This window comes from Streptomyces sp. NPDC034670 (assembly GCF_055574875.1).
This window is the reverse complement of the sequence record NZ_JBVITR010000031.1, coordinates 1-23,957: the sequence shown is the minus strand read 5'-3', so window position 1 is coordinate 23,957 and position 23,957 is coordinate 1. Positions and strand designations below refer to the sequence as shown.

Annotated in this window: 17 protein-coding genes and 2 tRNA genes; 15 read left to right on the top strand and 4 right to left on the bottom strand. The window is 72.8% G+C overall.

Translation table 11 applies throughout. The annotated features are described in order from the left end of the window. The first annotated feature begins 163 nt into the window (after positions 1 to 163). Positions 164 to 2,170 (top strand): glycosyltransferase, encoded by a 2,007-nt coding sequence (locus ACZ56B_RS20530; protein ID WP_468792155.1) that lies wholly within the window; start codon positions 164 to 166, stop codon positions 2,168 to 2,170. Between the two features lie 84 nt (positions 2,171 to 2,254). Here the strand turns inward: ACZ56B_RS20530 and ACZ56B_RS20525 are convergent, their stop codons facing one another. Together ACZ56B_RS20525 and ACZ56B_RS20520 are read right to left on the bottom strand one after the other, a co-directional pair. Continuing rightward, positions 2,255 to 5,851 carry a bifunctional glycosyltransferase/CDP-glycerol:glycerophosphate glycerophosphotransferase gene (locus ACZ56B_RS20525; protein WP_468792152.1) on the bottom strand — a complete coding sequence of 1,199 codons (3,597 nt, stop codon included), beginning with the start codon at positions 5,849 to 5,851 and terminating at the stop codon, positions 2,255 to 2,257. Between the two features lie 22 nt (positions 5,852 to 5,873). Then, on the bottom strand, positions 5,874 to 8,105 hold the full coding sequence (locus ACZ56B_RS20520) for a bifunctional glycosyltransferase/CDP-glycerol:glycerophosphate glycerophosphotransferase (protein ID WP_468792149.1): 2,232 nt from the start codon (positions 8,103 to 8,105) through the stop codon (positions 5,874 to 5,876). Positions 8,106 to 8,444: 339 nt separating this feature from the next. Here ACZ56B_RS20520 and galE point away from each other — a divergent pair, with 339 nt between their 5' ends. Continuing rightward, complete coding sequence (gene galE, locus ACZ56B_RS20515; protein ID WP_468792282.1) at positions 8,445 to 9,416, top strand: UDP-glucose 4-epimerase GalE; 972 nt, start codon at positions 8,445 to 8,447, stop codon at positions 9,414 to 9,416. A 287-nt stretch (positions 9,417 to 9,703) separates the two neighbouring features. On the opposite strand, the gene ACZ56B_RS20510 is transcribed toward galE, so the two are convergent. Beyond that, positions 9,704 to 11,809 (bottom strand): hypothetical protein, encoded by a 2,106-nt coding sequence (locus ACZ56B_RS20510; RefSeq protein WP_468792278.1) that lies wholly within the window; start codon positions 11,807 to 11,809, stop codon positions 9,704 to 9,706. A 516-nt stretch (positions 11,810 to 12,325) separates the two neighbouring features. Here ACZ56B_RS20510 and proB point away from each other — a divergent pair. The 5 genes from proB (at position 12,326) to ACZ56B_RS20485 (ending at position 17,301) form a co-directional block, all read left to right on the top strand. Further along, a complete protein-coding gene (gene proB, locus ACZ56B_RS20505) occupies positions 12,326 to 13,486 on the top strand; it encodes a glutamate 5-kinase (RefSeq protein WP_468792275.1) in 1,161 nt (386 codons plus the stop codon). 144 nt (positions 13,487 to 13,630) lie between these two features. Continuing rightward, entirely contained in the window at positions 13,631 to 14,089 is a 459-nt protein-coding gene (locus tag ACZ56B_RS20500; protein WP_468792272.1) for a hypothetical protein, read from the top strand. Positions 14,090 to 14,198: 109 nt separating this feature from the next. Then, positions 14,199 to 15,485, top strand: coding sequence for a glutamate-5-semialdehyde dehydrogenase (locus ACZ56B_RS20495; RefSeq protein WP_468792146.1), 1,287 nt, complete (start codon positions 14,199 to 14,201; stop codon positions 15,483 to 15,485). A gap of 111 nt (positions 15,486 to 15,596) precedes the next feature. Beyond that, on the top strand, positions 15,597 to 16,142 hold the full coding sequence (locus ACZ56B_RS20490; protein WP_468792143.1) for an SCO2584 family spore wall biosynthesis protein: 546 nt from the start codon (positions 15,597 to 15,599) through the stop codon (positions 16,140 to 16,142). An 88-nt stretch (positions 16,143 to 16,230) separates the two neighbouring features. Then, positions 16,231 to 17,301, top strand: coding sequence for an SCO2583 family membrane protein (locus ACZ56B_RS20485; RefSeq protein ID WP_468792140.1), 1,071 nt, complete (start codon positions 16,231 to 16,233; stop codon positions 17,299 to 17,301). Positions 17,302 to 17,391: 90 nt separating this feature from the next. Here the strand turns inward: ACZ56B_RS20485 and ACZ56B_RS20480 are convergent, their stop codons facing one another. Then, a complete protein-coding gene (locus tag ACZ56B_RS20480; protein ID WP_468792137.1) occupies positions 17,392 to 18,516 on the bottom strand; it encodes a M48 family metallopeptidase in 1,125 nt (374 codons plus the stop codon). A 382-nt stretch (positions 18,517 to 18,898) separates the two neighbouring features. Between ACZ56B_RS20480 and ACZ56B_RS20475 the strand changes: the two genes are divergently transcribed. From ACZ56B_RS20475 to ACZ56B_RS20440, 8 genes are all read left to right on the top strand, one after another. Then, positions 18,899 to 19,063, top strand: a complete 165-nt coding sequence (locus ACZ56B_RS20475; protein WP_468792134.1) for a hypothetical protein — start codon at positions 18,899 to 18,901, stop codon at positions 19,061 to 19,063. A gap of 79 nt (positions 19,064 to 19,142) precedes the next feature. Beyond that, entirely contained in the window at positions 19,143 to 19,856 is a 714-nt protein-coding gene (nadD, locus tag ACZ56B_RS20470) for a nicotinate-nucleotide adenylyltransferase (RefSeq protein WP_468792131.1), read from the top strand. A gap of 16 nt (positions 19,857 to 19,872) precedes the next feature. After that, positions 19,873 to 21,678 (top strand): LytR C-terminal domain-containing protein, encoded by a 1,806-nt coding sequence (locus ACZ56B_RS20465; protein WP_468792128.1) that lies wholly within the window; start codon positions 19,873 to 19,875, stop codon positions 21,676 to 21,678. Between the two features lie 127 nt (positions 21,679 to 21,805). Continuing rightward, positions 21,806 to 22,255: a ribosome silencing factor gene (gene rsfS, locus ACZ56B_RS20460; protein WP_468792125.1), complete on the top strand. Its 450-nt coding sequence runs from the start codon at positions 21,806 to 21,808 to the stop codon at positions 22,253 to 22,255. Further along, on the top strand, positions 22,246 to 22,920 hold the full coding sequence (locus tag ACZ56B_RS20455) for a histidine phosphatase family protein (protein ID WP_468792122.1): 675 nt from the start codon (positions 22,246 to 22,248) through the stop codon (positions 22,918 to 22,920). Before rsfS ends, ACZ56B_RS20455 begins: the two co-directional genes overlap by 10 nt. A 131-nt stretch (positions 22,921 to 23,051) precedes the next feature. Continuing rightward, a tRNA-Ala gene (locus tag ACZ56B_RS20450) sits at positions 23,052 to 23,124 on the top strand. A gap of 376 nt (positions 23,125 to 23,500) precedes the next feature. Continuing rightward, complete coding sequence (locus tag ACZ56B_RS20445; RefSeq protein ID WP_006136074.1) at positions 23,501 to 23,734, top strand: hypothetical protein; 234 nt, start codon at positions 23,501 to 23,503, stop codon at positions 23,732 to 23,734. A gap of 150 nt (positions 23,735 to 23,884) precedes the next feature. After that, a tRNA-Ala gene (locus ACZ56B_RS20440) sits at positions 23,885 to 23,957 on the top strand.

Below are 23,957 nucleotides of genomic sequence, written 5' to 3'. Positions count from 1 at the left end.
CGGGACAACGGGCGATGACGCCTTGGTGAAGGGCTTTCGAGCGTGTCTCAAACGTGACGGGTGCACCAGGCAACTTTTCCGTTCCGACGTGGATCAAAGCAGGTGTACCGCCGGTGACGGAGCGGTACCCGGAAGACACCATGCCGAAGGAAGGCCCTCGCCGGTGAACATCGCATTCCTGGTTCGTGACCTGTGCCACATGGGGGGCGTGGTCAGTGCCACCCAGAACCTCGCGGGGGCACTCGCCGACCGGCATGACGTGGAGATCGTGGCCCTGCGCAAGGTCCGCGACGAGTCGCACTTCGCGCTCGACCCCCGGGTGACCGTCCGCGCCCTCACCGATCTGCGGGTGCATTCGCCCGTGTACGACGGCGACGATCCGCTGGCGCACGAGTTCCCGGTGCGCTACCCGTACCCGCAGAGCGAGAAGAAGCCCGTGGTCAGCCGGCTCGCGGAGAAGCGGCTCTTCTCCTACCTCGCCGGCACGGACGCCGACGTGGTGATCAGTTCCAATCCGCGCATCACCACGCTGCTGGCCAAGGCGCCGGGCCGGTACCTGAAGGTCGCCCAGGAGCATTCGATGCCCGGGATCTACGAGGCCCCCCTGCGCCGGGTCCTGTTCGAGGAGTCCTACCCGAGGCTCGACGCGATCACCGTGCTCTCGCCCGAGGAGCGGGAGCGGCTCGGCGGTCTGGTCCCGGACGTCCGTGCCCGGATCCACGTCATGCCGAACTGCATCCCGGACCCAGGGGGCCGGCAGTCCGACGGCAGGAACAAGGTGGTCGTGACCGCCGGCGTCTTCAAGGAGCACAAGAACTTCCACGGCCTGATCGACGCCTTCGCGACCGTGGTGGCACGCCACCCCGACTGGCGGCTGCGGATCTACGGCAGCGGTCCCGAGGAGGCGGCCATGCACCGCAGGATCCAGGAGAAGGGGCTCTACAACCACGTCCACCTGATGGGCCCGGCGTTTCCGGTGACCGCCGAGTTCGCCAAGGGGTCCATCTTCGTACTGCCGTCGCTGCGCGAGCCGTTCGGGAACGTGACGGTGGAGGCGATGACCCGGGGGCTGCCGGTGGTCAGCATGGACTGCGACCACGGGCCGCGCAACATCCTCACCCACGGAACGGACGGCCTCCTCGTGCCCCTGGGGGACACCGAGGCCCTGGCTGCTTCGATCACGGCCCTGATCGAGGACGACGGCCGGCGCGTCGAGATGGCCCGGCAGGCCAGGCTGACCTCGGAGAGGTTCGGTCCGGAGCCGAGCGCCGAGCGGTTCGGGGAGATCCTGTCCGAGGCCGCCGCCGTCCGGGAACTGCCCGGCACGGCCGACGTCACCGTCCTCGCCGACGGCGACGTCCGGGTGGACCTCCGCTCGCAGGGGGGCGCGGACGGGCTGTCGCTGCTCTGCCGTGACGTGCGCGGCAAGGAGGAGACCGTCACGATCCCCTTCGCGGGGGGCACGGCGGTCGTCCCGCGCCGCGGCACGCTCGCCGAAGGGGTCTGGGAACTCGTGGCGGCCTCGGCGGAAGGCCGCGAGAAGCCGCTGCGCGCCGGGCACTGCGACTCGGGGGGCCTCGTCGCCCCGGACTGGGAGGCGGACGCGGAGGGCCTGGAGGTGCTGCTGCCGTACCGGGAGAAGGACGGCAGGCTCCGGGTGCGCAGCCGGGTGCGGGCGGAGCACGCCGAGGTCCGCCGGATCGAGACACGCGCGCACGACGTCCTGGTGGAGGGCGAATTGTGGGGAGGCGGGGCCGTCACCACGGACGACCTCGTCACGGCGGTCCACCGGGGCGACGGGCGACGGGTGCTGTCCTTCCCCGTCGTATGGGCGCAGGGGACGCGCTTTCGCTGTGAGGTCCCGCTCGACGTCCTCGTCGCCGAACACGGTGACGAGGAGGTCTGGGACGTCTGGGTGCGGCCCTCGCAAGGCGGCCCCGCCCGGGTCGGCAAGCTCGTCACCGACGTTCTGGAGCCGCACAGGGTCTTCCGCTACCCGCGTCCCGTGCGGGAGCGCGACCGGCCCGCCGAGGCGGGCGCGCCCCACACCGGCCGGCGGCTCCCGTGGAGCGGCCGCCGTGTGCAGAGCCCCGCCGCGTCCACCAGGGTGGAGATCCGGCCGTACTACACGACGGCCGGGCAGTTGGCCTTCAAGACGGTGACGCTCTGATTCCCGGCCCCCGGTACCGAAGGGGCGGGGCCCGGAGGACACCTCCTCCGGGCCCCGCCCTCTTCCCGCTCCCGCCGGTGGGCGTCAGACCTCGCGGGCCTGCTCCAGCATCCGGTCCACGACCCGGGCCGCGGCGTTGCCGTCGTCGAGGTCGCAGAACAGTTCGTGGAAGCGCTGGTAGCGCTCCGCGTACTCGGCGGACACCTTGTCGATGTCGCACAGGGCGCTGACGAGTTCCTCCGACGTCCGGATCAGCGGGCCCGGCGCGTCCTTCTCGAAGTCGAAGTAGAAGCCGCGCAGCTTGTCCCGGTAGTGCTCCAGGTCGTACGTGAAGAAGAGCATGGGCCGCTTCAGGTGCGCGTAGTCGAACATCACCGAGGAGTAGTCCGTGACCATCACGTCCGCGATCAGGTACAGGTCCGCGATGTCGGGGTACTCCGACACGTCGTGGACGAAGCCGTTGCCCGCGCCGGGGATGCTGTCCACCACGTTGGAGTGCCGGCGGACCAGCAGGACGTGGTCGTCACCGAGCCGCTCGCGGGCGTCCTCGACGTCGAGCCGGAGGTCGAACTTGAACTGGCCCCGCCGGTGCGACAGGTCGTCCCGCCACGTCGGCGCGTACAGCACGACGCGCTTGCCGGGGGGCAGGCCGATGCGCTCCTTGATCTCCTTGGCCCGCTGCTCGAGATCGGGGGCGTAGAGGTAGTCGTTGCGCGGGTAGCCCGTCTCGACGATCTCCCCGTCGTACCCCATGGCGCGCTTGAGGATCGGCGTGCTGAACCGGTTGGAGGAGACCAGCATGGTCCAGTTGCGGGCCTCCTGGATCAGCCGCTCGTGGTACTGCGGGTCGAACTTCGGCGCCTCGATGTCCAGGCCGATCTTCTTCAGCATGGTGCCGTGCCAGGTCTGCACGATCACCTGGCCGGGGCGCCGCTCCATCCAGTGGGGCAGGTGGGCGTTGGTCACGATGTAGCGGCAGCGGGCCAGCGCCTCGTACCACTCCGTGCTCCAGAACCGCACCTTCCGGGCGGTGTCGGGCAGGTTGACCTGGCCGTCGCGGACCAGCCACAGGTACTCCAGGTCGGCCCCCCGGCGCAGCAGCTCCTCGTGCATGGCGCGCGGTGAGTCCGAGTACTGCTTCCCGTTGTAGCTGATGAACAGGACGGCGTCCCGGAGGGGCTTGTGCCGGCCCGCCTCGTAGACGTCCCTGCGCAGCCGTTCCTGACGGTAGGCGCCGCGCTCCAGGACGGACAGGTCGGACGGGCAGTGCAGCTGCGGGAAGTCGTGCCAGCGCGCCTCGAACTCGTACTCGCGGTCCTTGGCGGCGCCGCGCACCGGGAAGTTCTCCACGGCCAGCCGGTCGATGACGAACGGGATGTCGTAACCGCCGTCGGCGGGGCGCAGGAAGAAGTTCCAGCGTCCGCTCTTCAGCGGCAGCGTCCCGTCGGGCCCGGACATGGACGCGGGAGTGAACTCGGCGCGGAACGAGCCGTCCGCCGACGTCTGCAGCGGCACCGTCTTCTCGTCGAAGCGGTCGCGGGCCTTGACCACGAGGACCGAGCCGTCGATGTCGGCGGGCGTGCTGCCCTGGACGACGTAGCGGTCCCCGGACCACCGCACTTCGGTGATCCTGGCCTGGAGCGGCCGGCCGGAGAACTTCAGGTAGCCGTTGTATCCCGCGATCAGCGCGATCTCGTTGCGGTCGGAGCCCTCGGCGAGGGAGGCGGGCAGCCGCACCTGGCGGTCGGCGAGCCCCTCGCGCACCACGGTGGAGAAGCGGCGCTCCGTTCCGTCCGGGGCCACCGCGACGAGCTGGGTGCTCCAGTTGCGGCGCGAGGCGAGCGCGGGGTTGGCGCCGCCGGCGGCGTTCTCCTCCTTGACGACGTCCTGGTGCTCGCGCAGCAGGGCGATGTCCAGCATGGGCACCCGGACGGTGAACGGCGTGTGCGCGCCGGAGGCCGCGTCGAGGCTGACGGGGTAGCGCAGCTGCTCGCCGCTCTTGCGGTTGGTGACGTACAGCGTGACGGTCTCGCCCGCGACGAGCGGTACCCGGATCTCACCGTCGATCTCGATGTCCGTGCCGACGGCGCGGTGGTCCGTGATCAGCGCGCGGACCCGCTCGACGACGAGCCGCAGCGCACCCTTCTCCGGGGTGGGCAGCAGCCGGAAGTCCTGGTCCAGCCAGCGGTACGGCGGGTGGTTGGCCCGCGTCGGCCCCTTCACCTGGACCGCGCGCTTGCGCACGAGCCCGGAGGTGGTGATGCCGATGCCCACCCGCCAGGTGCCCTCCTCCCAGCGGCCTCCCCGGCGCAGCTTGGCGGGGTCGAGGGCCAGCTCCCAGCCGGACCAGTCGTAGTTGGTGTGCCGCTGCCCGGACAGCGAGGTGCTCTCCGGGGCGTAGGTGTTGCGCAGGGGCAGGACGGTGACCCTGCGCGAACCGTCCTTCTTCAGGACGAGGATCTTGACCGCGCTGCGCTTGGTCGACTGGTCGATCTGGTTGATCCACGCGTGCCCGGAGAGCAGCAGCTTGCCGTCGTCCCAGCGGATGTCCTGCAGCGGGGCGTGCAGCTTGAGGTCGGGGTCGACGCGGCGGGCCTTCTTCGGCAGCTGGGCGGCGGCCGCCTCCAGGCCGGGGTAGCTGATGTACTTGCGGATCAGCCCGTCGATCTCCACCGGGTCGCCGCGGCGCTCCGCCCTGATCATCTCGACGATCTCGTCCACCGCGTGCTTGCGGACGAGCAGCCACTTGATGCGGGCGGCCGCGGGAAGGTCCATGACGACCTGGGGGTCGACCTGGTCCAGGTACTTGTTGATCACCCGCAGGAATTCGGCACGGAACTCCTGGTCGCCGTCGGGCAGGACGTTCATGAAGATCCGCAGGTCACCGGTGAGCGCGGTGTGGTCGTACTCCCGCTTCAGCTCGGCGGCCAGCTCTCCGGGCTGGGAGGCGAAGAACCGGCTGACGGACTCCACGGCCGCCGCACGGTCCCGCACGGCCTTCGGCTCGGTCCGGCGCTGGGTGATCGAGGGGGCGGCCTCGCCCTCGCGCAGCCGCCAGTAGTACGTGGGCTCGCTGATGATGTCGACGGCCTCGGCGAGGAACTGCGCCGGCAGTATCACCGGGACGTCCTCGTACAGCACCCCCTCGGGGAAGGCGAGCCGGTGCTTCTCCCAGAACGAGCGGCGGAAGACCTTGTTGCAGGCTATTCGGTCCGTCAGCAGCTTCCGGTTCCGCGAGACGTGGGTGCGCTTGACCGCACCGCCCGCGAGGATCCGGTGCATCGGCGACTGCCAGATCTTGGTGCTGTTGATGTGCTGGACGTTGCCCGTGACGAAATCCGAGCCGCTCTCGTCCAGGCTCTCCACCATGAGCCGGTACGCGTTCGGCGGGATCATGTCGTCGCTGTCCACGAAGGCGACGTACTCGGACTCCGGCGCCAGGTGGGCCAGCCCGGTGTTGCGCGCGGCGCCGAGGCCGGCGTTCTCCTTGCGTATGAGCTTGAAGCGGGGGTCGCGTGCCTCGTACTCCGCGGCGATCGCGGCGGAGTCGTCCGGCGAACCGTCGTCCACCATCAGCACCTCGAGGTCGCGGAGGGTCTGCGCGGCCAACGAGTCCAGACAGGCGGGGAGGTACTGCTCCACGTTGTAGATGGGGACGATGACACTGAGCCGAGGGGCCATGGCCGGGTGGTCTCCTTATAAGTCAGGCCCGCTCGACCAGTTCGATTGCCTGGTCGGGGGTCGGTGCGTGGGGGCGTTCGGTGAACGGGACGAACGGCAGCGGGGTCTCCTCGCCGAGGAAGACGCGTCGCACCACCCTTTCGGCTGCGCGCCCGTCGTCGAATTCGCAGAAACGGAGCCGGAACGCGGCGCGCCGCTCGGCGGCCTCCGGTCCCTCGTACTCCTGCGAGCCGAGCAGCCGGATCAACTCGGCCTGGGTGGTGGCCACCACGCCGGGCGGCTCCTCCAGCAGGTTGAAGTAGGTGCCGCGGACCGCGGAGTAGATGTCCCAGTCGGGGGCGTAGACGATGATCGGGCGGTCGAGCACCGCGTAGTCGAACATCGCCGACGAGTAGTCCGTGACGAGCGCGTCCGCGGCCAGGTACAGCTCCTCCACCCGGGGGTGCTCCGACACGTCGACGATCCGTCCGCTGCGGCGCAGTTCGGCGACGTGGGGGGAGCTGCCGTAGAAGTAGTGGCCCCGGATCATCAGCGTCACGTCGGGGCCCAGCTCGTCGGCGAGCCGCGCGAGGTCGAGGGCCGGGGTGAACCCGGGCTGGTACTCGCGGTGGGTGGGCATGTAGAGGAAGGCCTTGGTGCCGTCGGCGAGCCCCAGCGCCGCGCGGGACCGGCGGACGTCCTCGGCCGTGGCGTTCACCAGGACGTCGTTGCGCGGGTAGCCGGTCTCCAGGGAGGTGTACGAGCAGGGGTACACGCGCTCCCACACGGTGGTCGAGAAGCGGTTGGAACTGAGGCTGAAGTCCCAGCGGTCGCACCGTTCGAGGAGCTTGGCGAAGTCCATGTCGGTGGACGCGGGGTACTTCTGCTGGTCCAGGCCCATCGTCTTCAGCGGAGTGCCGTGGTGCGTCTGCAGGTGGATCTGGCCCTCCCGCTTCACCACCGCGTCCGCGAAGTTCACGTTGTTGACGAGGTACTTGGCGCGTGCCAGGGCCGCCCAGTACTCGCGCGAGCCCACGCGGACGTACTCCACCCCCTCGGGCACCCGGTCCACCGCGTCCGGCCGGACGGCCCACACGCGGCGGATGTGAGGGGCGCGGCGGGCGAGTTCGGCGTCTATGGCCGCGGGGTTGCAGGAGACGCTGCGGCTCCAGTAGGCGGAGAACAGCGCGAGGTTCTCGTCGAGGGGGAGCCGCAGCTGCGCCTGGTAGAAGGCGCCCATCGCGCCGCGCTTGGACCGGTTGAGGGCGGTGCGGGTGCGGGTCCTGACCCGCCGCCGGAACTTCAGGGCCGCGGTGGCGCCCGCCATGGCCGTGTAGGCGTCGCGCTCCAGCATCGCGTACTTGTGGCCGCGGCCGCCGGCCGGGCGCCGGAAGCCCTCGGGCAGGTACGCGCGGTAGTCGGCCGCGGCACGGTGGAAGAACTCCGCCCGGGCGTTCTGCGGCAGCCGGCCGGGACGCTCGAGCACGGTCAGGTAATGGTCGACCATCTTGCGGAACAGTGGCTTGCGCCACTGGTCGAGTTCCTCGTGGGCCGCGATGAAGTCGAACACCCGGCGGTACTGGTCGAAGACGTCGAAGTGCTTGCGGCTGACGGTCTTCAGGATGTTGCCGCCCTCGCGGCGCTGCCGGTAGAGCACGCAGACGCGGTCCAGCACGGCTATGCGCTCGGCGCTGATCAGCGAGCAGAACGTCCAGGGGGCGTCCTCGTAGTACCCCGGCGGGAAGGTGAGGCCGGTGCGGGTGACGAAGTCGCGCCGGTAGGCCTTGTTCCAGACGATCTGGAGCAGGTCGAGCAGCTGCGGGCGGTCGGCGAGGCGGAAGACGTCCGGGCCCTCGCTCCTGAGCAGGTCCGCTCGCTGGTTGGGGCGGACCTGTCCGTCCCAGTAGGTGCGCGCGTAGTCGTAGATCAGGATGTCCGGGTCGCCGGTGGCGTCGAGGCGCTCGGATATCGCCGTCAGCGTTCCCGCGGACAAGGTGTCGTCACTGTCCAGGAACAGGACGTAATCGCCTTCGGCCCGTTCCAGTCCGGCATTGCGCGCGCGCCCCAGGCCCACGTTCTCCGTGAGGTGAATCACATGAACGCGCGCGTCCTTCGCCGCGTATTGGTCGAGAATGGCGCCCGACCCGTCCGGCGAGCAGTCGTCGACGGCTATGACCTCGAAGTCCGTGTAGTCCTGCTGGAGTATGGAGTCAAGGCACTCGGGCAGGTAGCCCTGCACCTTGTACACAGGGACAACGAGAGAGAGTCTGGGCATCCTTACAACCTGTTCCGAGAACTGGCCACGTTCGCGCGGGGGTCGGAGCGCGCTCCGGGCAGCCGTGGGCCGGAGGGCGTCGCCGCATTAGCGTAAAGGATTCACGTGAAGTTTCCGTGGGCGAGGTGGTGGGGCGCCCGGAGGCCGGTCGATGGCGGAATCGTCCGGTTCCGGAAGCCCCTCGTTCCCCCTCCCGCTTCCTCGTGGTGCGGACGGCGCGCGCCCTCGCCGTAGGGCGATTCGCTCCTTTTTCCCGCCTGTGTGCCATCTGCCGGATTAGGTTTTCCGGTGTCTGCGGAAGACTCTGCATGCAGTGACTACGACCCTGGAGGCATGAGGATGAGCTGGCTGGTCACGGGTGGGGCCGGATACATCGGCGCGCATGTGGTGCGTGCCCTGCGCGGGGGCGGCGAGTCCGTGGCCGTCTACGACGACCTGTCCACCGGCAGTGCGGACCGGGTGCCGGAAGGGGTGCCCCTCGTCGTCGGCAGCGTCCTGGACCGCGCCCTGCTGGAGCAGGCGATTCGTGACCATGCTGTGACGGGTGTGGTGCACGTCGCAGCCAAGAAGCAGGTCGGCGAGTCCGTCGAGCAGCCGCTCCACTACTACCGCGAGAACGTCACCGGTGTGCAGACGCTCCTCGAGGCCATGCGCGCGACCGGCGTCGACAGGATCGTGTTCTCCTCCTCCGCGGCCGTCTACGGCATGCCCGACGTGGACCTCGTCACGGAGGACACCCCGTGCGTGCCGATGAGCCCGTACGGGGAGACCAAGCTGGTCGGCGAGTGGCTGATCAAGGCGGCGGCCGCCGCGTACGGCGTCCGCGGCGCGTCCCTGCGCTACTTCAACGTGGCCGGCGCGGCGTCCCCCGAGCTGTCCGACGCCGGTGTCTTCAACCTCGTCCCCATGGTGTTCGAACGGCTGGAGGCCGGGGAGGCGCCGCGGATCTTCGGCGACGACTACGCGACCCCCGACGGCACCTGCGTCCGCGACTACATCCACGTGCAGGACATCGCCTCCGCCCACCTCGCGGCGGCACGGCACCTCGAGGAGGCCCCGCACGGCACCGCCCTCACGCTGAACATCGGTCGCGGCGAGGGGAGTTCGGTGCGCGAGATGGTCGACCGCATCCTCAAGGTCGCCGGCAAGGAGGACGTGACCCCGGAGGTGACGGACCGTCGGGCCGGCGACCCGGCGCGCGTGGTGGCCTCGGCGGACCGCATCCGCGAGGTGCTGGGGTGGTCGGCCCGGCACGGCCTGGACGAGATGATCGAGTCGGCCTGGCAGGGGTGGCGGCACCGCCGCGGCTGACACGGAGCCCGCTCCGGACGAGGAGCGGGGGCCGCCCGGCCGTCCCGGGCGGCCCCCGCCCCGTTCGCGTCCGGCGGGACGGAGGCGGAACCGGAGCGGGACGGAACGGGCGGGGGCGGAACCGGAGCGGGACGGACCCGGGGCGGGGGCGGACCCGGAGCGGGCGCGCGCCGCACGCGGGTCGGCCGGGTCCGGCACCCGAAGGGCCGTGCCGCCCGGCCCCGGCACGCCCCCGCGGGACGGCAGTCGGCCGGGCGGACGGGTGAGCCGCCTGCTTCCCGGAGCCGTCACGCCGGCCGGGACGGCTCCGAGAGGGAGGCGGGAGCCGGCTGCGTGACGGGACCGGCCCCCGCCGGAGCACCGGTGCGCTGACCGGGCAGCCCGGTCGCCGACCGCCGCGTCATGCGCGACCGGTACTCCAGCGCGGCCGCGCCCAGCGCCCGCACCGCCGCGCCGAGGCGCTCCTGGGCCGAGGGCTCGTCCGCTCCGAACAGGTGGAACCTCAACTCCGCGCGGGCCCCGGCCAGTCCGTCCCGCTCCGGATGCCGCACCGTCTCCAGCAGGTCCGGCACCCCGGCCGCGTCCGGCGTCAGCACGGTCGCCGCCGCCACCGTCGGGAACGCCGCGCGGAACGCCGGCTCGGGCAGTCCGCCGGTGTTCGTCACCGCGTACGGCTTCCCGCTCGCCAGGAAGTCGCCGATCACGCTCGACACGTCGCTGATCAGCAGGTCGGCGACGTCGAAGCAGGAGTACAGCGAGGGCCGGGTGCCCGTGACGACCTGGTGCTCCCACTCCGGCAGCGACGCCCAGTAAGCCTCCTCCCAGGCCGCGGTCGCGCGCGCCACCGCCTCGGCCCGGCCGGGCTCGGGGGTGGACTGCGCCAGCATCCGCTCGACCTGGTCGGCGCCCGGCCGGAACCCGGCCGGGGCGAGCCGGTCCAGCTCCGCGGCGAGCCGGGCGAGTTCCGCCGACGGCGCGGGACGCGGGCCGGACCGCGCCTGGTTGGCCGACCGGATCAGCTCCCGCACGCGCCGGTCGGCGGCGCCCGCCCGGGGGTCCACCGAGCCGGTCAGCGGGTGCGGTCGGTACAGCAGCCGCACCCCGGGGTCCGCGAGCAACGCCCGCACGAGGTTCTCACCGGCCGCGATCACCGACGTGTTGCCCGGGTCGCCGTCCCAGCCCTCCCAGGTCGGGGCGTACAGCACGGTGACGCGGTGTCCGCCGGCGGCTTCGCCGCGGGGCCCGGCCGGCGGGCCCGCGCACGGGCGTACGGCGTCCAGCTGCGGGCGGCCGATCTCCACCACGTCCCCGTCCTCGACCCCGACCTCGGCCAGCGCGTACCGCTCGCGCGCCGCGGGGCCGGCCACCCACACCTCGTCGTACGCCTTCGCGTACGGGTTGCACGACGACAGCTTGTCGCTCTCGCCGTGGTTGACGAAGGCGTGCTTGATCGTGGGGATGCGCAGCACCTGGGAGGTCTTGCCGGAGTTGGAGGGGTGGAGGAGGACCTGGAGCGTGGAGTGCTCGAGCCGCATCAGCGTGGACACCTTCGGCAGGCACACGATCGGGATGTCGGTCACCCCGATCCTCGACACCATGAACCGCTCGCGCAGGACGACGACCGGCCGGGCGTCGAGCTTCGCCAGCGGCTCCAGCCACATGTCGGCCTGGTAGGCGGAGGATGCGCCGCCGGAGAAGTACAGGCCGACCGTCGGGCGGTAGTCGGCCAGCCACGCGTCGAACCAGGCGAGCACCTCCTGTTCGTCCGCCGGGCGCCGGCCGGGCAGCAACCGCGGCAGCAGGGCGGCCAGTCCGGCCAGCGCGAGCACCAGTGACAGCCCGACACCGGCCGCCGCGCACCGGGGGTCGCCGGTCACCGCCGTCGTCGCCAGCCCGGCCGTCGCGGGCAGGCCGAACACCAGCAGCCGGGGGCCGGGGCGGCACAGCAGCACGGGCGGGGCGGGGGACAGCCGCAGCGCCGAGGTGTCGATGTTCCGGGTCACCACGGGCAGCGTGCGGGTGCGGCGGACCAGTACGTACACCGCCTGGATCGCGCAGTGCAGGGCGTAGAAGGCGAGCAGGCCGGCGGCGAGCGGCACGTACTGGGACTCCCGGTCCTGCTCGCCGAGCCGCAGCAGGCCCGCCAGGAGCAGCAGGTCCCGCAGTACGTGACGGACGGTGACGTCCGCGTGGGCCTTGGCGAACAGCGTCAGCACCCCCCGCTGCCAGCGGTACAGCACGCCCTCGGCGGCCGCCGACACGACGGTCGCGGCGAGGAGCAGCGGTACGTGCGGAAGGAGCGCCGCCACCGCCTGCGCGACGAGGGCGGCGGCGAGGGCGGCGGTCGTCAGCCCTCGCAGGAGGCTGTGCGGGCGGGGGAGGGGTACGGGCACTGCGGTCACTCCAGGAGCGTCGGATCGGACCGGGTCGTCCGTCCGGGTTAACGCGTGGTGACCTCCCGACGACACGCACGTGTCCGGGCGGGCCCGGGGCTCCGCGGCTCGCCGGGGCCCGCTGTCCCCGGAGCGCGCCGCGGGGCGCACGGCCCCCGGGCCGGCCCGCCTCCTCCCGGCCCCAGGCCCTTCCGGCCCTTCCGGCCCTTCCGGCCCTTTCGGGTCCGGGGGAGTGCTTCGTGAACGTGGTGCGACGACCGCACGACCGCATCGGGCACAGGGGACCACCGCGTCCTGTGCGCCACGTCGGGGGAGGCCGGCGGAGGCGGAGGCGGAGGACCCGTCCGGCCGTCGTGCTCGCGGTGCCCCCGCCGCGGTGCGCCGGCCGGCGGGGGCGGCGCCGTCCGCAGCGTGGACCGGTGGCGCGCCGCGCATCCCTTTTCCCGTAGATTGCCTGATGAGTGGGACGGCCTAGGCGAGGGGACGGGCGGCAAGGTGTCAGGGGCAAGGCAGGCCGTGGGCGAGGCCCGCAGGATCGTCGTCAAGGTCGGGTCCTCGTCGCTGACCACCGCGGCGGGGGGCCTGGACGCCGACCGCGTGGACGCGCTCGTCGACGTGCTCGCCAAGGTGCGCGACGAGGGGGCGGACCGGGGGTCCTCGGCCGAGGACGGCGGCGGACGCCGGACGGGCGGCGGGGAGCGGGAGGTCGTCCTCGTCTCCTCCGGTGCCATCGCCGCCGGTCTCGCCCCCCTGGGCCTGCGCCGCCGGCCCCGGGACCTCGCCCGCCAGCAGGCCGCCGCCAGCGTCGGCCAGGGCCTGCTGGTCGCCCGCTACACCGCCTCCTTCGCCCGGTACGGCGTCCGGGTCGGGCAGGTGCTGCTGACGGCCGACGACATGAGCCGCCGCGCCCACCACCGCAACGCCTCCCGCACCCTCGACAAGCTGCTGGCGATGGGCGCCCTCCCGATCGTCAACGAGAACGACACCGTCGCCACCGACGAGATCCGCTTCGGTGACAACGACCGCCTCGCCGCCCTCGTCGCCCACCTGGTCCACGCCGACCTGCTGGTGCTGCTCTCCGACGTCGACGGCGTGTACGACGGCGACCCGGCCCGCCCCGGCACCTCGCGGATAGCCGAGGTGCGCGGCCCCGAGGACCTCGCCCACGTCGAGATCGGCAGCGCCGGCCGGGCCGGCGTCGGCACGGGCGGCATGGTCACCAAGGTCGAGGCCGCCCGGATCGCCGCCGCCGCCGGCATCCCGGTGGTGCTGACCAGCGCGGTCCACGCGGCCGAAGCCCTGACCGGCAGTGACACCGGCACCTACTTCCACCCCACCGGCCGCCGCTTCGCCGACCGGCTGCTGTGGCTCCAGCACGCCTCCACCCCCCAGGGCTCGCTCACCCTGGACGACGGGGCGGTGCGCGCGGTCGTGCAGCGCCGCAAGTCGCTGCTGCCGGCCGGCATCGCCGGCGTCGAGGGCGAGTTCAGCGCGGGCGATCCGGTCGAGCTGAGGGACGGCGCGGGGCGGGCGGTGGCGCGCGGGCTCGTCAACTTCGACGCCAAGGAGATCCCCCTCCTGATCGGCCGCTCGACCCGGGAACTCGCCCGGGAACTCGGACCGGAGTACGAACGCGAGGTCGTACACAGGGACGACCTGGTGGTCCTGCATCCGTAATGCTGCGAATCGTCCACCCTCGCCGGGGGACGTTCCGCGAAACCGCCCCGCGAACCACGGCGGCCTGCTCAACTTTGTCCCAGGGACACATCCGCCCGGCCCCCCACGGCCGGTCCGCGCGTGAAGGAGGCCGTCGTGAGACGAGTGCGCCCTGGGACGGCGGCGTCCCGCGGCGGTGCGGGCTCCCGTGCGGCCGGCGCCGGCCGCACCCTGGCAGGCGCCCTGGCCGGCGACCGGTTCCCGGCCGGCGAGCCGCGCGAGCTCCCGCGCCTGTGGCACGTCACCCTCAGCGTCTCCGGCGAACCGGCCCCGGTCACCGAGGTCCGGCGGGCCCTGGAGCAGCTCGCCCACGACCACCCCTTCCTGCTGACCAGCCGGTACGCCGACGACCACGCGGAGATCCGCTACTGGGAGGAGGCCCGCGACCTGCACGACGCGGCCGCCGTGGCGCTGCGCCTGTGGGGGGAGCACCGGCGGACCGCGGGGCTGCCGCCCTGGGAGATCGTCGGTCTGGAGGTCATCGACCGGGCCACCTACCGCCAGCGCATCGCCGCGGGGTACGGGCCCGCCCCGGCGACGCCCGTCGGGGTGCACCCGTTCTGACGTTCCGGCGTTCCGGCGTTACGGAACGCGCGTCCCGGGGCCCCGGGCGCGTGTCTCGGGGTTCGGGACGACCGCCGACGGCGCCCGCCGCCCGCACTACCCTTCCCCTATGACCACGCTCTCCCCGTACGACTCGATGTCCCCGGTCAACCAGGCCGCCCACCGGGCCAAGGCCGCCGCCGCCGACCTCGCGCCGCTGCCGCGCGCCGCGAAGGACGACGCCCTGCTCGCCGTCGCGGACGCGCTGGAGGTCCGGGCGGGCGAGATCGTCGAGGCCAACGCCCAGGACGTGGCCAGGGCGCGCGAGGCCGGCGCCGGCGAGGCCATCGTCGACCGGCTCACGCTCACCCCGGAGCGGGTGCGCGCCATCGCCTCCGACGTGCGGGACGTGGCCGCGCTGCCCGACCCGGTCGGGGAGGTCGTCCGCGGCTCCACGCTGCCCAACGGCATCGACCTGCGCCAGGTCCGGGTGCCGCTCGGTGTCGTCGGCATCATCTACGAGGGCCGGCCGAACGTGACGGTCGACGCCGCCGCCCTGTGCCTGAAGTCCGGCAACGCGGTGCTGCTGCGCGGCTCGTCCTCCGCCTACCGGTCGAACACCGCCCTCGTGCGGGTGCTGCGCGACGCCGTGGGAGGGGCCGGGCTGCCCGCCGACGCCGTGCAGCTGGTGCCCGGCGAGAGCCGGGACAGCGTGCGCGAGCTGATGCGCGCCCGCGGCCTGGTCGACGTGCTCATCCCGCGCGGCGGCGCCTCCCTGATCAACACGGTCGTCCAGGAGTCGGTCGTCCCGGTCATCGAGACCGGCACCGGCAACTGCCACGTCTACGTCGACGCGCAGGCCGACCTCGACACCGCCGTGGAGATCCTGGTCAACTCCAAGGCCCAGCGGGTCGGCGTCTGCAACGCCGCGGAGACCCTGCTGGTCCACCGGGACATCGCCGCCGGGTTCCTGCCGCGGGCCCTGGACGCCCTGGCCGACGCCGGGGTCACCGTGCACGCCGACGAGCGCGTGATGGCCCACGCGAAGGGCTCCCGCGCCACCGTCGTGGAGGCCACGGCGGAGGACTGGGAGACCGAGTACCTCTCGTACGACATCGCCGCCGCCGTCGTCGACTCCCTCGACGAGGCCGTCGAGCACATCCGGCGGTGGACCTCCGGCCACACCGAGGCCATCGTCACCACCTCGCAGACGGCCGCCCGCCGCTTCACCCAGTTGGTGGACTCCACCACCGTCGCGGTGAACGCCTCCACCCGCTTCACCGACGGCGGCCAGTTCGGCTTCGGCGCCGAGATCGGCATCTCGACGCAGAAGCTGCACGCCCGGGGACCGATGGGCCTGCCCGAGCTGACCAGCACGAAGTACATCGTCACCGGCGACGGCCACGTACGGCGCTGAACCGCGCCCGTGCGGGAACCGGCGCCGCGGGCGGCGGGAGGACCGTTTCGACGGGCGGACGAATTTCCATACCGTCTGCCCAAAATGACCCCCCAGGTCTACTCTGGTTCCGTGCCGGAGGACGTGGGGGGCACGCCGTTCCCTGACGGCTGGGAGCCCGACGACGACCACGACCGCGGAGTGTCGGACGAGGAGTTCGCCCCCGTGGTCTTCGACGAGGCCTTCGTCCGCGCGGCCGTGGTGCACGAGCCGACCGCCGTGGAGCGCCTCCTGGCCGCCGCGGAGGCCAGAGCCGAGGCCGAGGCCCGCCGGGCCCGTCCGCGCGGCGAGCGGTACGACGGCGGGTACGGCGGCCCCGGCTTCGGGGACCCGGACGACGACCCCGACGCCCCGGAGGACGACCACGGCTCCCCGGGCCCGTACGGCCGGCAGGTCCGCTGGCACCGTCCCGTCGCCTGGGTGCTCGCCCTGGTGATGGGCATCGGCATGGTCGCGCTCGCCTTCTCGGCCGTCTACCGGGGCGCCTCCTCCGACAACCGCCGGGACCAGGTCCCGGCCCCTGCCTCCACCGGCCTGGAACAGGGCGGCGGGGCGGCCCCGTCCGCCTCCGCCGACTACTCCCAGCCGACCGTCCCGGTGATCCCGGGCATCCCCTGAGACCGGGCGACCGTCTTGATAGGGACCTGTCAGAACTTGGCGTGCGGTGGGACGTGTAGCCGGGCCCCGCGGGACCTACCCTGAAAACATGGGAGGGCCTTCGGACCCACCCGAGGGGACGCCCGAGGGAGCCCCCGGAGGTGGCGAGGACGAGTACGGGTCCGTCGTCTTCGACGAGTCCTTCGTCCGTGCTGCCCGGCTCCAGGAGTACTCCGCCCGGGAGCGCATCACCGACCACGCGCCCGCCGTCCGCCGCCGTCCGCCCCTGCGCCGGGGCCTGTCCCGGCAGGCGCTGGTCCTGTTCGTCCTGATCGTCCTGGCCTTCGGCACCGCGATCTACATGGGCGTACGCCACCCCTCCCAGGCGCCCGCCGCCGGGAAACCGGCCGAGCCCCTGCGGATGACCGTCCTCCCGCTGGCTCCCCGGGGCGAGGTGCCCGGCGCCGACGACCCCGAGCGGCTGTACGCCACCGGCCCGGCGGCCCGGTTCCGCATCGGCGCGCAGGGGGTGACGCTCCCGGCGTCCCGGCCCACCGAGCACTTCTCGGCGAGCCAGGTCATGAACGCGCTGATCATCACGAAGGACTACCTCGTGCGGTCCTCCCTGGCCCCCGAGGTGCTCACCGGCGGCGAGACGCGCTCCGTGCGGGTGCTGCTCGACCCCGACCAGCTGGAGCAGTTCGACCGGAGCTTCACCCGGCCCGCCGCCGACGGCCGGCACGCGCCCACCGGATGGCTGACCCGCTTCGACCCCTCCCGCGTGGAGCTGGCCGGCCCCGAGGTGCGGGTCCGGGGCACGATGCGGGTCACCGAGACCGACTCCGCCACCCTGGAGGTCGCCACGGACCACACGTTCGCGTACACGGTGCGGCCGGCCGGCGCGGACCGGGACGCCGAGGCCTCCCTGTTCACGGTCCGGCGCGAGCTGCTCCTCCGCTTCGACCGCGACGACCTGCGCCTGCACCAGGCCCGGCTGGTCCTCTCCGACGTCCAGGCCGGTCCCCTGTCCTGCGCCGAGGACTCCGCGGCCCGGCTGCGCCCCCTCCTCGCCGGCCGGACGGCCGAGGGGGAGGGGCCCGCCGCCACCGACCCCTACGCCACGGACGGCGCGCCGGCGCTGTGCGGCTCCCTGGCGGCCGGCGCGCTACCGAAACCGTGACCGCGGCCGCGAGGGGGCGAGGAAGGGGCTGTGAGAGGACCGGCGCCGGTCAGGAGGCCCGGCGCCGGTGAGGAGGCCCGGCCGGGCGCCTCAGGCGCCGTCGCGCGGCGGGCCGTCGTCCCGCGCGCCCGGTGACGTGCCCGGCTCCTTCGGGTCCTTCGGCGGCCTGGACGCCGAGGACGTGAAACCGCCGAAGCCGCGGCGGACCCGGTCGCCCAGGTCCCCGGCGCCGCCCGCGATGTCGCTGACCAGCTTCATCAGCGGGTCCTTGGAGTTCTTCACCTCGTCGGCGTAGCTGCTCGCCGACTCCCGCCACGAGTCCCGCACCGAGGCGCCCCGGTCCTCCTCGCGGCGCGGGTAGTGGCCGTCCATGATCCGCTGGTAGTCCCGGGTGGCCGCCCACTTCTTCAGCTCGGCCGCCCGCACGGTGGTGAAGGGGTGGGAGCGGGGCAGCACGTTGAGGATCTTCAGCACCGAGTCGCGCAGGTCGCCCCCGGCCTCGTACTCGTCGGCCTGCTCCAGGAACGCGTCCACGTTCATCTCGTGCAGGTGGTTGCCGCCCGCGATCTTCATCAGGCCGCGCATCGAGGCCTGGAGGTCCTGGCCCACCAGCAGCCCCGCGCGGTCCGCGGACAGCTCCGACTTGCGGAACCACTCGCGCAGCGCCGTCACGATCGCCATGATCGCGACGTTGCCGAGCGGGATCCAGGCGACCCGGACCGCCAGCGACGTCAGGAACAGCAGCACCGTCCGGTACACCGAGTGCCCGGACAGGGCGTGCCCGACCTCGTGCCCGACGACCGCCCGCATCTCCTCCTCGTCGAGCAGCTCGACCAGCCCCGTGGTGACCACGATGATCGGCTCGTCCAGGCCGATGCACATCGCGTTCGGCGTCGGGTCCTGGTTGACGTACATCGGCGGGACCTTCTCCAGGTCCAGGATGTGGCAGGCGTCCCGCAGCATGTCGTTGAGGTGCGCGAACTGCCGGTCCGAGACGCGCACCGAGTCGGACAGGAACAGCAGCCTGAGGCTCCGCTCGGGCAGCAGCCCGCTCAGGGTCCTGAACACCGTGTCGAAGCCGCTCAGCCTGCGCAGCGCCACCAGCGCGGAGCGGTCGGCCGGGTGCTCGTACGCACGCGAGGAGATTCCGGGGAAGCGCCTGCGCTGCCTGCTCGGCACGCTCTCGTGCCCGTTGTGCTGATGGCCGTCGGACATGTTTCCCCCAGGTGCGTCAGTGGCCCTTGCGGCCCTTGTACGGCTGTTCGTCCCTCCGAGGCGAAGCCCAGCCTAGGCCCTGTCGCCGGACCCGCGTCGGGCTCCCGCCCGCCTCGCGGCGCCGGGCGCGCGGCCCGCCCTGCGGGCGGACGACGCGGGTCCGGCGACAGGACCTGGGCGCGGACACCGCGGACGGGCGGTGCGGAAGGGCGCGGCACCGCGCGGTCCGCCGTGGCGCGGCTCCGGACAGGAGGACGACCGCGGGCACCGGGAAGGTTGCCCGCCGACCGCAACGGCGGAGTCGGCGTGAGCGGCGCGAACGCGCCCGCTTACGATGAGCCGACGTCCGTATCCCGCCCACACGCGATAGGTCCTGTCGAAGATGAGCTTCCCCAGCGCCGCTGTCCAGTTGGTCACTCTCGCCGCCGAGGGCGGAGAGCACGGAGGCAACCACCAGAGCCTCAACCCCTACCTGGTCGGCGGCTCCACCCTGTTCCTGCTGCTGCTCCTGCTGTGGATCACCACCCGCTTCAACCGCGACCGCTGATCCCGCCGCGGGAGGACCGGTGAGCCGGGACCCCTCCGGCGGCCGGGGCCCGCGGGCCGGGCCGGTAGGGTCTGCACGCATGGGAGAGCAGGACATGCCTACCGGTCCGGCGGAGCACACGGCCGAGGAGACGGCGAGCGGCACCGGGCGCCGCCCGGAGCCCCGCCGGACGGCCGGCGGCCCCGGCGGGGGCCCGTCGGGGCCGGTCAAGCGCCGCCTCGGCGTCATGGGCGGCACCTTCGACCCGATCCACCACGGGCACCTGGTGGCGGCCAGCGAGGTCGCCGCGCAGTTCCACCTCGACGAAGTGGTCTTCGTCCCCACCGGCCAGCCGTGGCAGAAGAGCCACCGCGCGGTCTCCGCGGCCGAGGACCGGTACCTGATGACGGTCATCGCGACCGCCGAGAACCCGCAGTTCTCCGTGAGCCGCATCGACATCGACCGCGGCGGCCCCACCTACACCGTGGACACCCTGCGCGACCTGCGCGCGCTCAACCCCGACACGGACCTGTTCTTCATCACCGGCGCCGACGCCCTCGCCCAGATCCTCACCTGGCGGGACAGCGAGGAACTGTTCTCCCTGGCACACTTCATCGGCGTCACCCGGCCCGGCCACCACCTGTCCGACGCGGGTCTCCCCGAGGGCGGCGTCTCCCTCGTCGAGGTCCCCGCCCTGGCGATCTCCTCGACGGACTGCCGTGCGAGAGTCGCCCAGGGAGAGCCCGTCTGGTACCTGGTGCCGGACGGAGTCGTGCGCTACATCGCCAAGCGTGAGCTGTACCGCGGCGAGTGAGCCGAGAGGGGCACCGGTGAACGACCGATACGACGCGGGGTACGGGACCGACGGGGCCGCCCCGTACGAGCTCGTCGGCTACGACGAGTACGGCCGCCCCGTCTACCGCCAGGCCACGGACCAGCAGGCGTACGACCCCCAGGCGTACGACCCCCAGGCGTACGACCCTTACGGGCAGCAGGGGCAGCAGGGTCACGCCCACGACCCGTACGCCGCGGGCGGGCCGCAGCAGCCCGCGCCGGCGTACGACCCCTACGGGACCGCCCAGCAGCCGCCGGCCCCCTCCTACGGCTCCCACGACTCCTACGGCTCCCACGACGTCCACGGCTCCCACGACGCCTACGCGTACGACCCCCACGCGACCGCGACCGGCACCCACCAGGACGGCCCGGCGCCGGACCCCCACGGCCCCTACGGGCAGGCCGCGCAGGAGCGGACCGTGCACACCGGTACCGGCGTGCACGACCTGCCCCGCGACACCGGGCGGACCGCGCACATCCCGCAGCAGGCCGGCCCGGTCGACGACGAGCCGGCCCCCGCCGAGCCCGCGCCGGAGTACCGCACCGAGCAGTTCGCGTTCGTCGAGGAGCCCGACGACGGCTCCGAGGACGTCATCGACTGGCTGAAGTTCACCGAGAACCGCACCGAGCGCCGCGAGGAGGCCCGGCGCCGCGCGCGCAGCCGGATCGTCGCCCTGGCCGTGGTCCTCGCCCTGGTCGCCGTCGGCGGCGTCGGCTACCTCTGGTACGCCGGGAAGCTGCCCGGTCTGTCCGGCTCCGGCTCCGGCACGGGCACCACCACGGCGGCGGGCGCCCAGAAGCGCGACGTGATCGTCGTCCACCTGCACGACACCGAGCGGGGCGGCACCGCGACCGCGCTGCTCGTCGACAACACCACCACGAAGCAGGGCACCACCGTCCTGCTGCCCAACTCCCTCGCCCTCACCGCCGACGACGGCACCACCACCACGCTCGCCAAGTCCGTCGAGGACGACGGCTCCGAGGGCACCCGGACCGCGCTCGACACCGTCCTCGGCACCAGCATCGAGGGCACCTGGCGGCTGGACACCCCGTTCCTGCTGACCCTCGTCGACCTCGTCGGCAACATCGAGGTCGACACCGACACCGACGTGCCCGACCCGGACGCCGGGAAGGGCGGGGCGCCCCTGGTCCGCAAGGGGGACAAGCAGACCCTCAGCGGCAAGATGGCCGTCGCCTACGCCACCCACCGTGCCCCCGGCGAGTCCCAGAACGCCCAGCTCGAGCGGTTCGGACAGGTCCTGCACGGCGTCCTGCGCAAGATGACCTCCGAGCCGGATGCCGCGACGCTCACCGTCCAGACCCTCGGCCAGATCATCGAGCCGCCGCTGACCGACAAGGACCTCGGCACCTTCCTCGCCCGGCTCTCCGACCTCGCCAAGGGGGGCGACCACAGGACCGCGCTGCTGCCCGTGCAGGACGACGGGACGCTCACCGCCGAGGCGAGCGACGGCGTGGTGAAGGACGTCCTCGGCGGCACCGCGAAGAGCCCCGACAAGGACGCCGCCGTCAGCGTCTCCGTGCGCAACGCCACCGGGGTGAAGGACCACACCGAGCAGGCCCGCGTGGTCCTCCTCAACGGCGGCTTCACCTTCCTGGAGGCCGGCACCGCCGCCCCGGAGGCGACCTCGAAGGTCGTCTACGCGAACGCCGCCGACAAGGAGAACGCCACCGAGGTCGCCAAGACCCTGGGACTGCCCGCCGGCTCCGTCGGCGAGGGGGAGGTCCCGGCGAACGCCCGCGTCTCGGTCGTCCTCGGCCAGGACTACGAGCCCGGTTCGTAGCCGCGGGCGGCCGCGGGGCGGGGACGCGCCCCGCGGAGGGCGGGGGCGCGCCCCGTCGTCGCGTGGGGCGCGCCCGGTGGTCCGTGAGACCCTTGAGGGCAAGTGACCGCCGACCGAAAGCCTCGCAGTGACCGCAACCGACCGTTCCCTCGAGCTCGTCTCCACCGCCGCCCAGGCGGCCGCCGACAAGCTCGCGCACGACATCGTCGCCTACGACGTCAGTGACGTGCTGTCCATCACCGACGCCTTCCTGCTGGCCTCCGCGCCCAACGACCGCCAGGTCAAGTCGATCGTCGACGAGATCGAGGAGCGGCTGAACAAGGAGCTCGGCGCCAAGCCGGTCCGCCGCGAGGGCGACCGCGAGGCCCGCTGGGTGCTGCTCGACTACGTCGACATCGTCGTCCACGTCCAGCACAGCGAGGAGCGCGTCTTCTACGCCCTGGAGCGGCTGTGGAAGGACTGCCCCGAGCTGGAGCTGCCCTCCGACGCCCAGGCCACCCGCGGCAAGGCCGCGGAGCACGCCAGGCAGCAGCAGGAGGCCGAGGCGGCGGCCGAGGCGGGCGGTGAGTGGCGGTGAGCGCCACCGGTGAGGTGGGCGGGTCCGCGCGCCGGGGCCGCCGCATCATCCTGTGGCGGCACGGCCAGACCTCCTGGAACGTGGAGCGCCGCTTCCAGGGATCCACGGACGTGGAGCTCACCGGGACCGGTGTCGCGCAGGCCCGCCGGGCGGCCCGGCTGCTCGCGGGCCTCGGGCCGGACGCGATCGTCGCCTCCGACCTGAGGCGGGCCGCGGGCACCGCCGCGGAACTCGCCGCGCTCACCGGCCTGGAGGTCGTCCACGAGGAGGGGCTGCGCGAGACCTACGCGGGCGTCTGGCAGGGACTGACGCACGACGAGATCATCGCCCGGTACGGCGAGGAGTACGCCGCGTGGAAGCGCGGTGAGCCGGTGCGCCGGGGCGGTGGCGAACTGGAGACCGAGGTCGCCGACCGCGCCGCCCCCGTGGTGCTCCGGCACGTCGAGAAGCTCCCGGAGGACGGCACGCTCGTCGTGGTCAGCCACGGCGGCACCATCCGCACCACCATCGGCCGGCTGATCGGCCTGGAACCGCGCAACTGGGAGAGCCTGGGCGGCCTCACCAACTGCTGCTGGTCCGTCCTCGGCGAGGGCGCCCGCGGCTGGCGCCTGCTGGAGCACAACGCCGGCACCCTGCCGGAACCGGTGCTCGGCGACGACGACTGAGGCTCCCGGGACCGGCCACGGACCGGCCCCGGGACCCGGATTTCACTTTCCGGCAGGTCGCAGGCTAAAGTTCTTCTTGTTCGCCCCGCCGAGCGGAGCGGAACACCAGGCGGCTTGGCCGCGTGGCGCAAGGGGCTATAGCTCAGTTGGTAGAGCGCCTGCATGGCATGCAGGAGGTCAGGAGTTCAATTCTCCTTAGCTCCACAGCGTGAAGATCCCGTCCCCGCAGGGGGGCGGGATCTTTCGTTGTCGGCCTTTGAACGGGACGTCCCTCATGGGCGTACACCTCCACGAGGCGCCGAGCCGTGTCCCGACCGGTATCCGGCGCCGCTGACCGCGTCGGCCCGGTCGTGGCAGAATCAAACGGCCGGAAGGGGGCGCGGCCCGACGGGAGGGAGTTGTGATGCCAGCGAGCATCCTCGAGGAGGTCGATCACCTTCTCGGAGCGGTGTCGACACGACGGACCCCGGCCCCGCTCGGCCGCCCTTCCCGCGGCTTCGCGCCCATAGCCCGGATGCCCGGCGGCAACGGCGGGACCCCCCGCCCGTGCACGGCCCGCGGCCACCGTCGGAGCTGAGCGATGGGGGCACACAGGCGGAAGTGCGACTGGTGCGGCAGCGGGACGCCGATCGTCCGCGACATGGAGCCGATCAACCCCGACTACCAGTACTGGTGCGAGGAGTGCGCGCGGGCGCTGATCATAAAAGGCGACCCCATCGAGACGTACCGGGAACTCGAGGGCGAGCCGATCTACGGCCGGCTCCTGGAGGAGCACTGCACGCTCAAGCGCTTCTATTCGTTCGTCACGGCGTGACCGCGCCCCCGCGGCGCGCCCATCGTTCCGGGCATTCCCGGCCGGGCCGGAAACGATTTGGTGTTCTGCCGGGTGGACCGTGTAATGTTGGCGTCGCCGCCGGGGAAACCGGGCGACACGAAGAACATGCGGCTTGGCCGCGTGGCGCAAGGGGCTATAGCTCAGTTGGTAGAGCGCCTGCATGGCATGCAGGAGGTCAGGAGTTCAATTCTCCTTAGCTCCA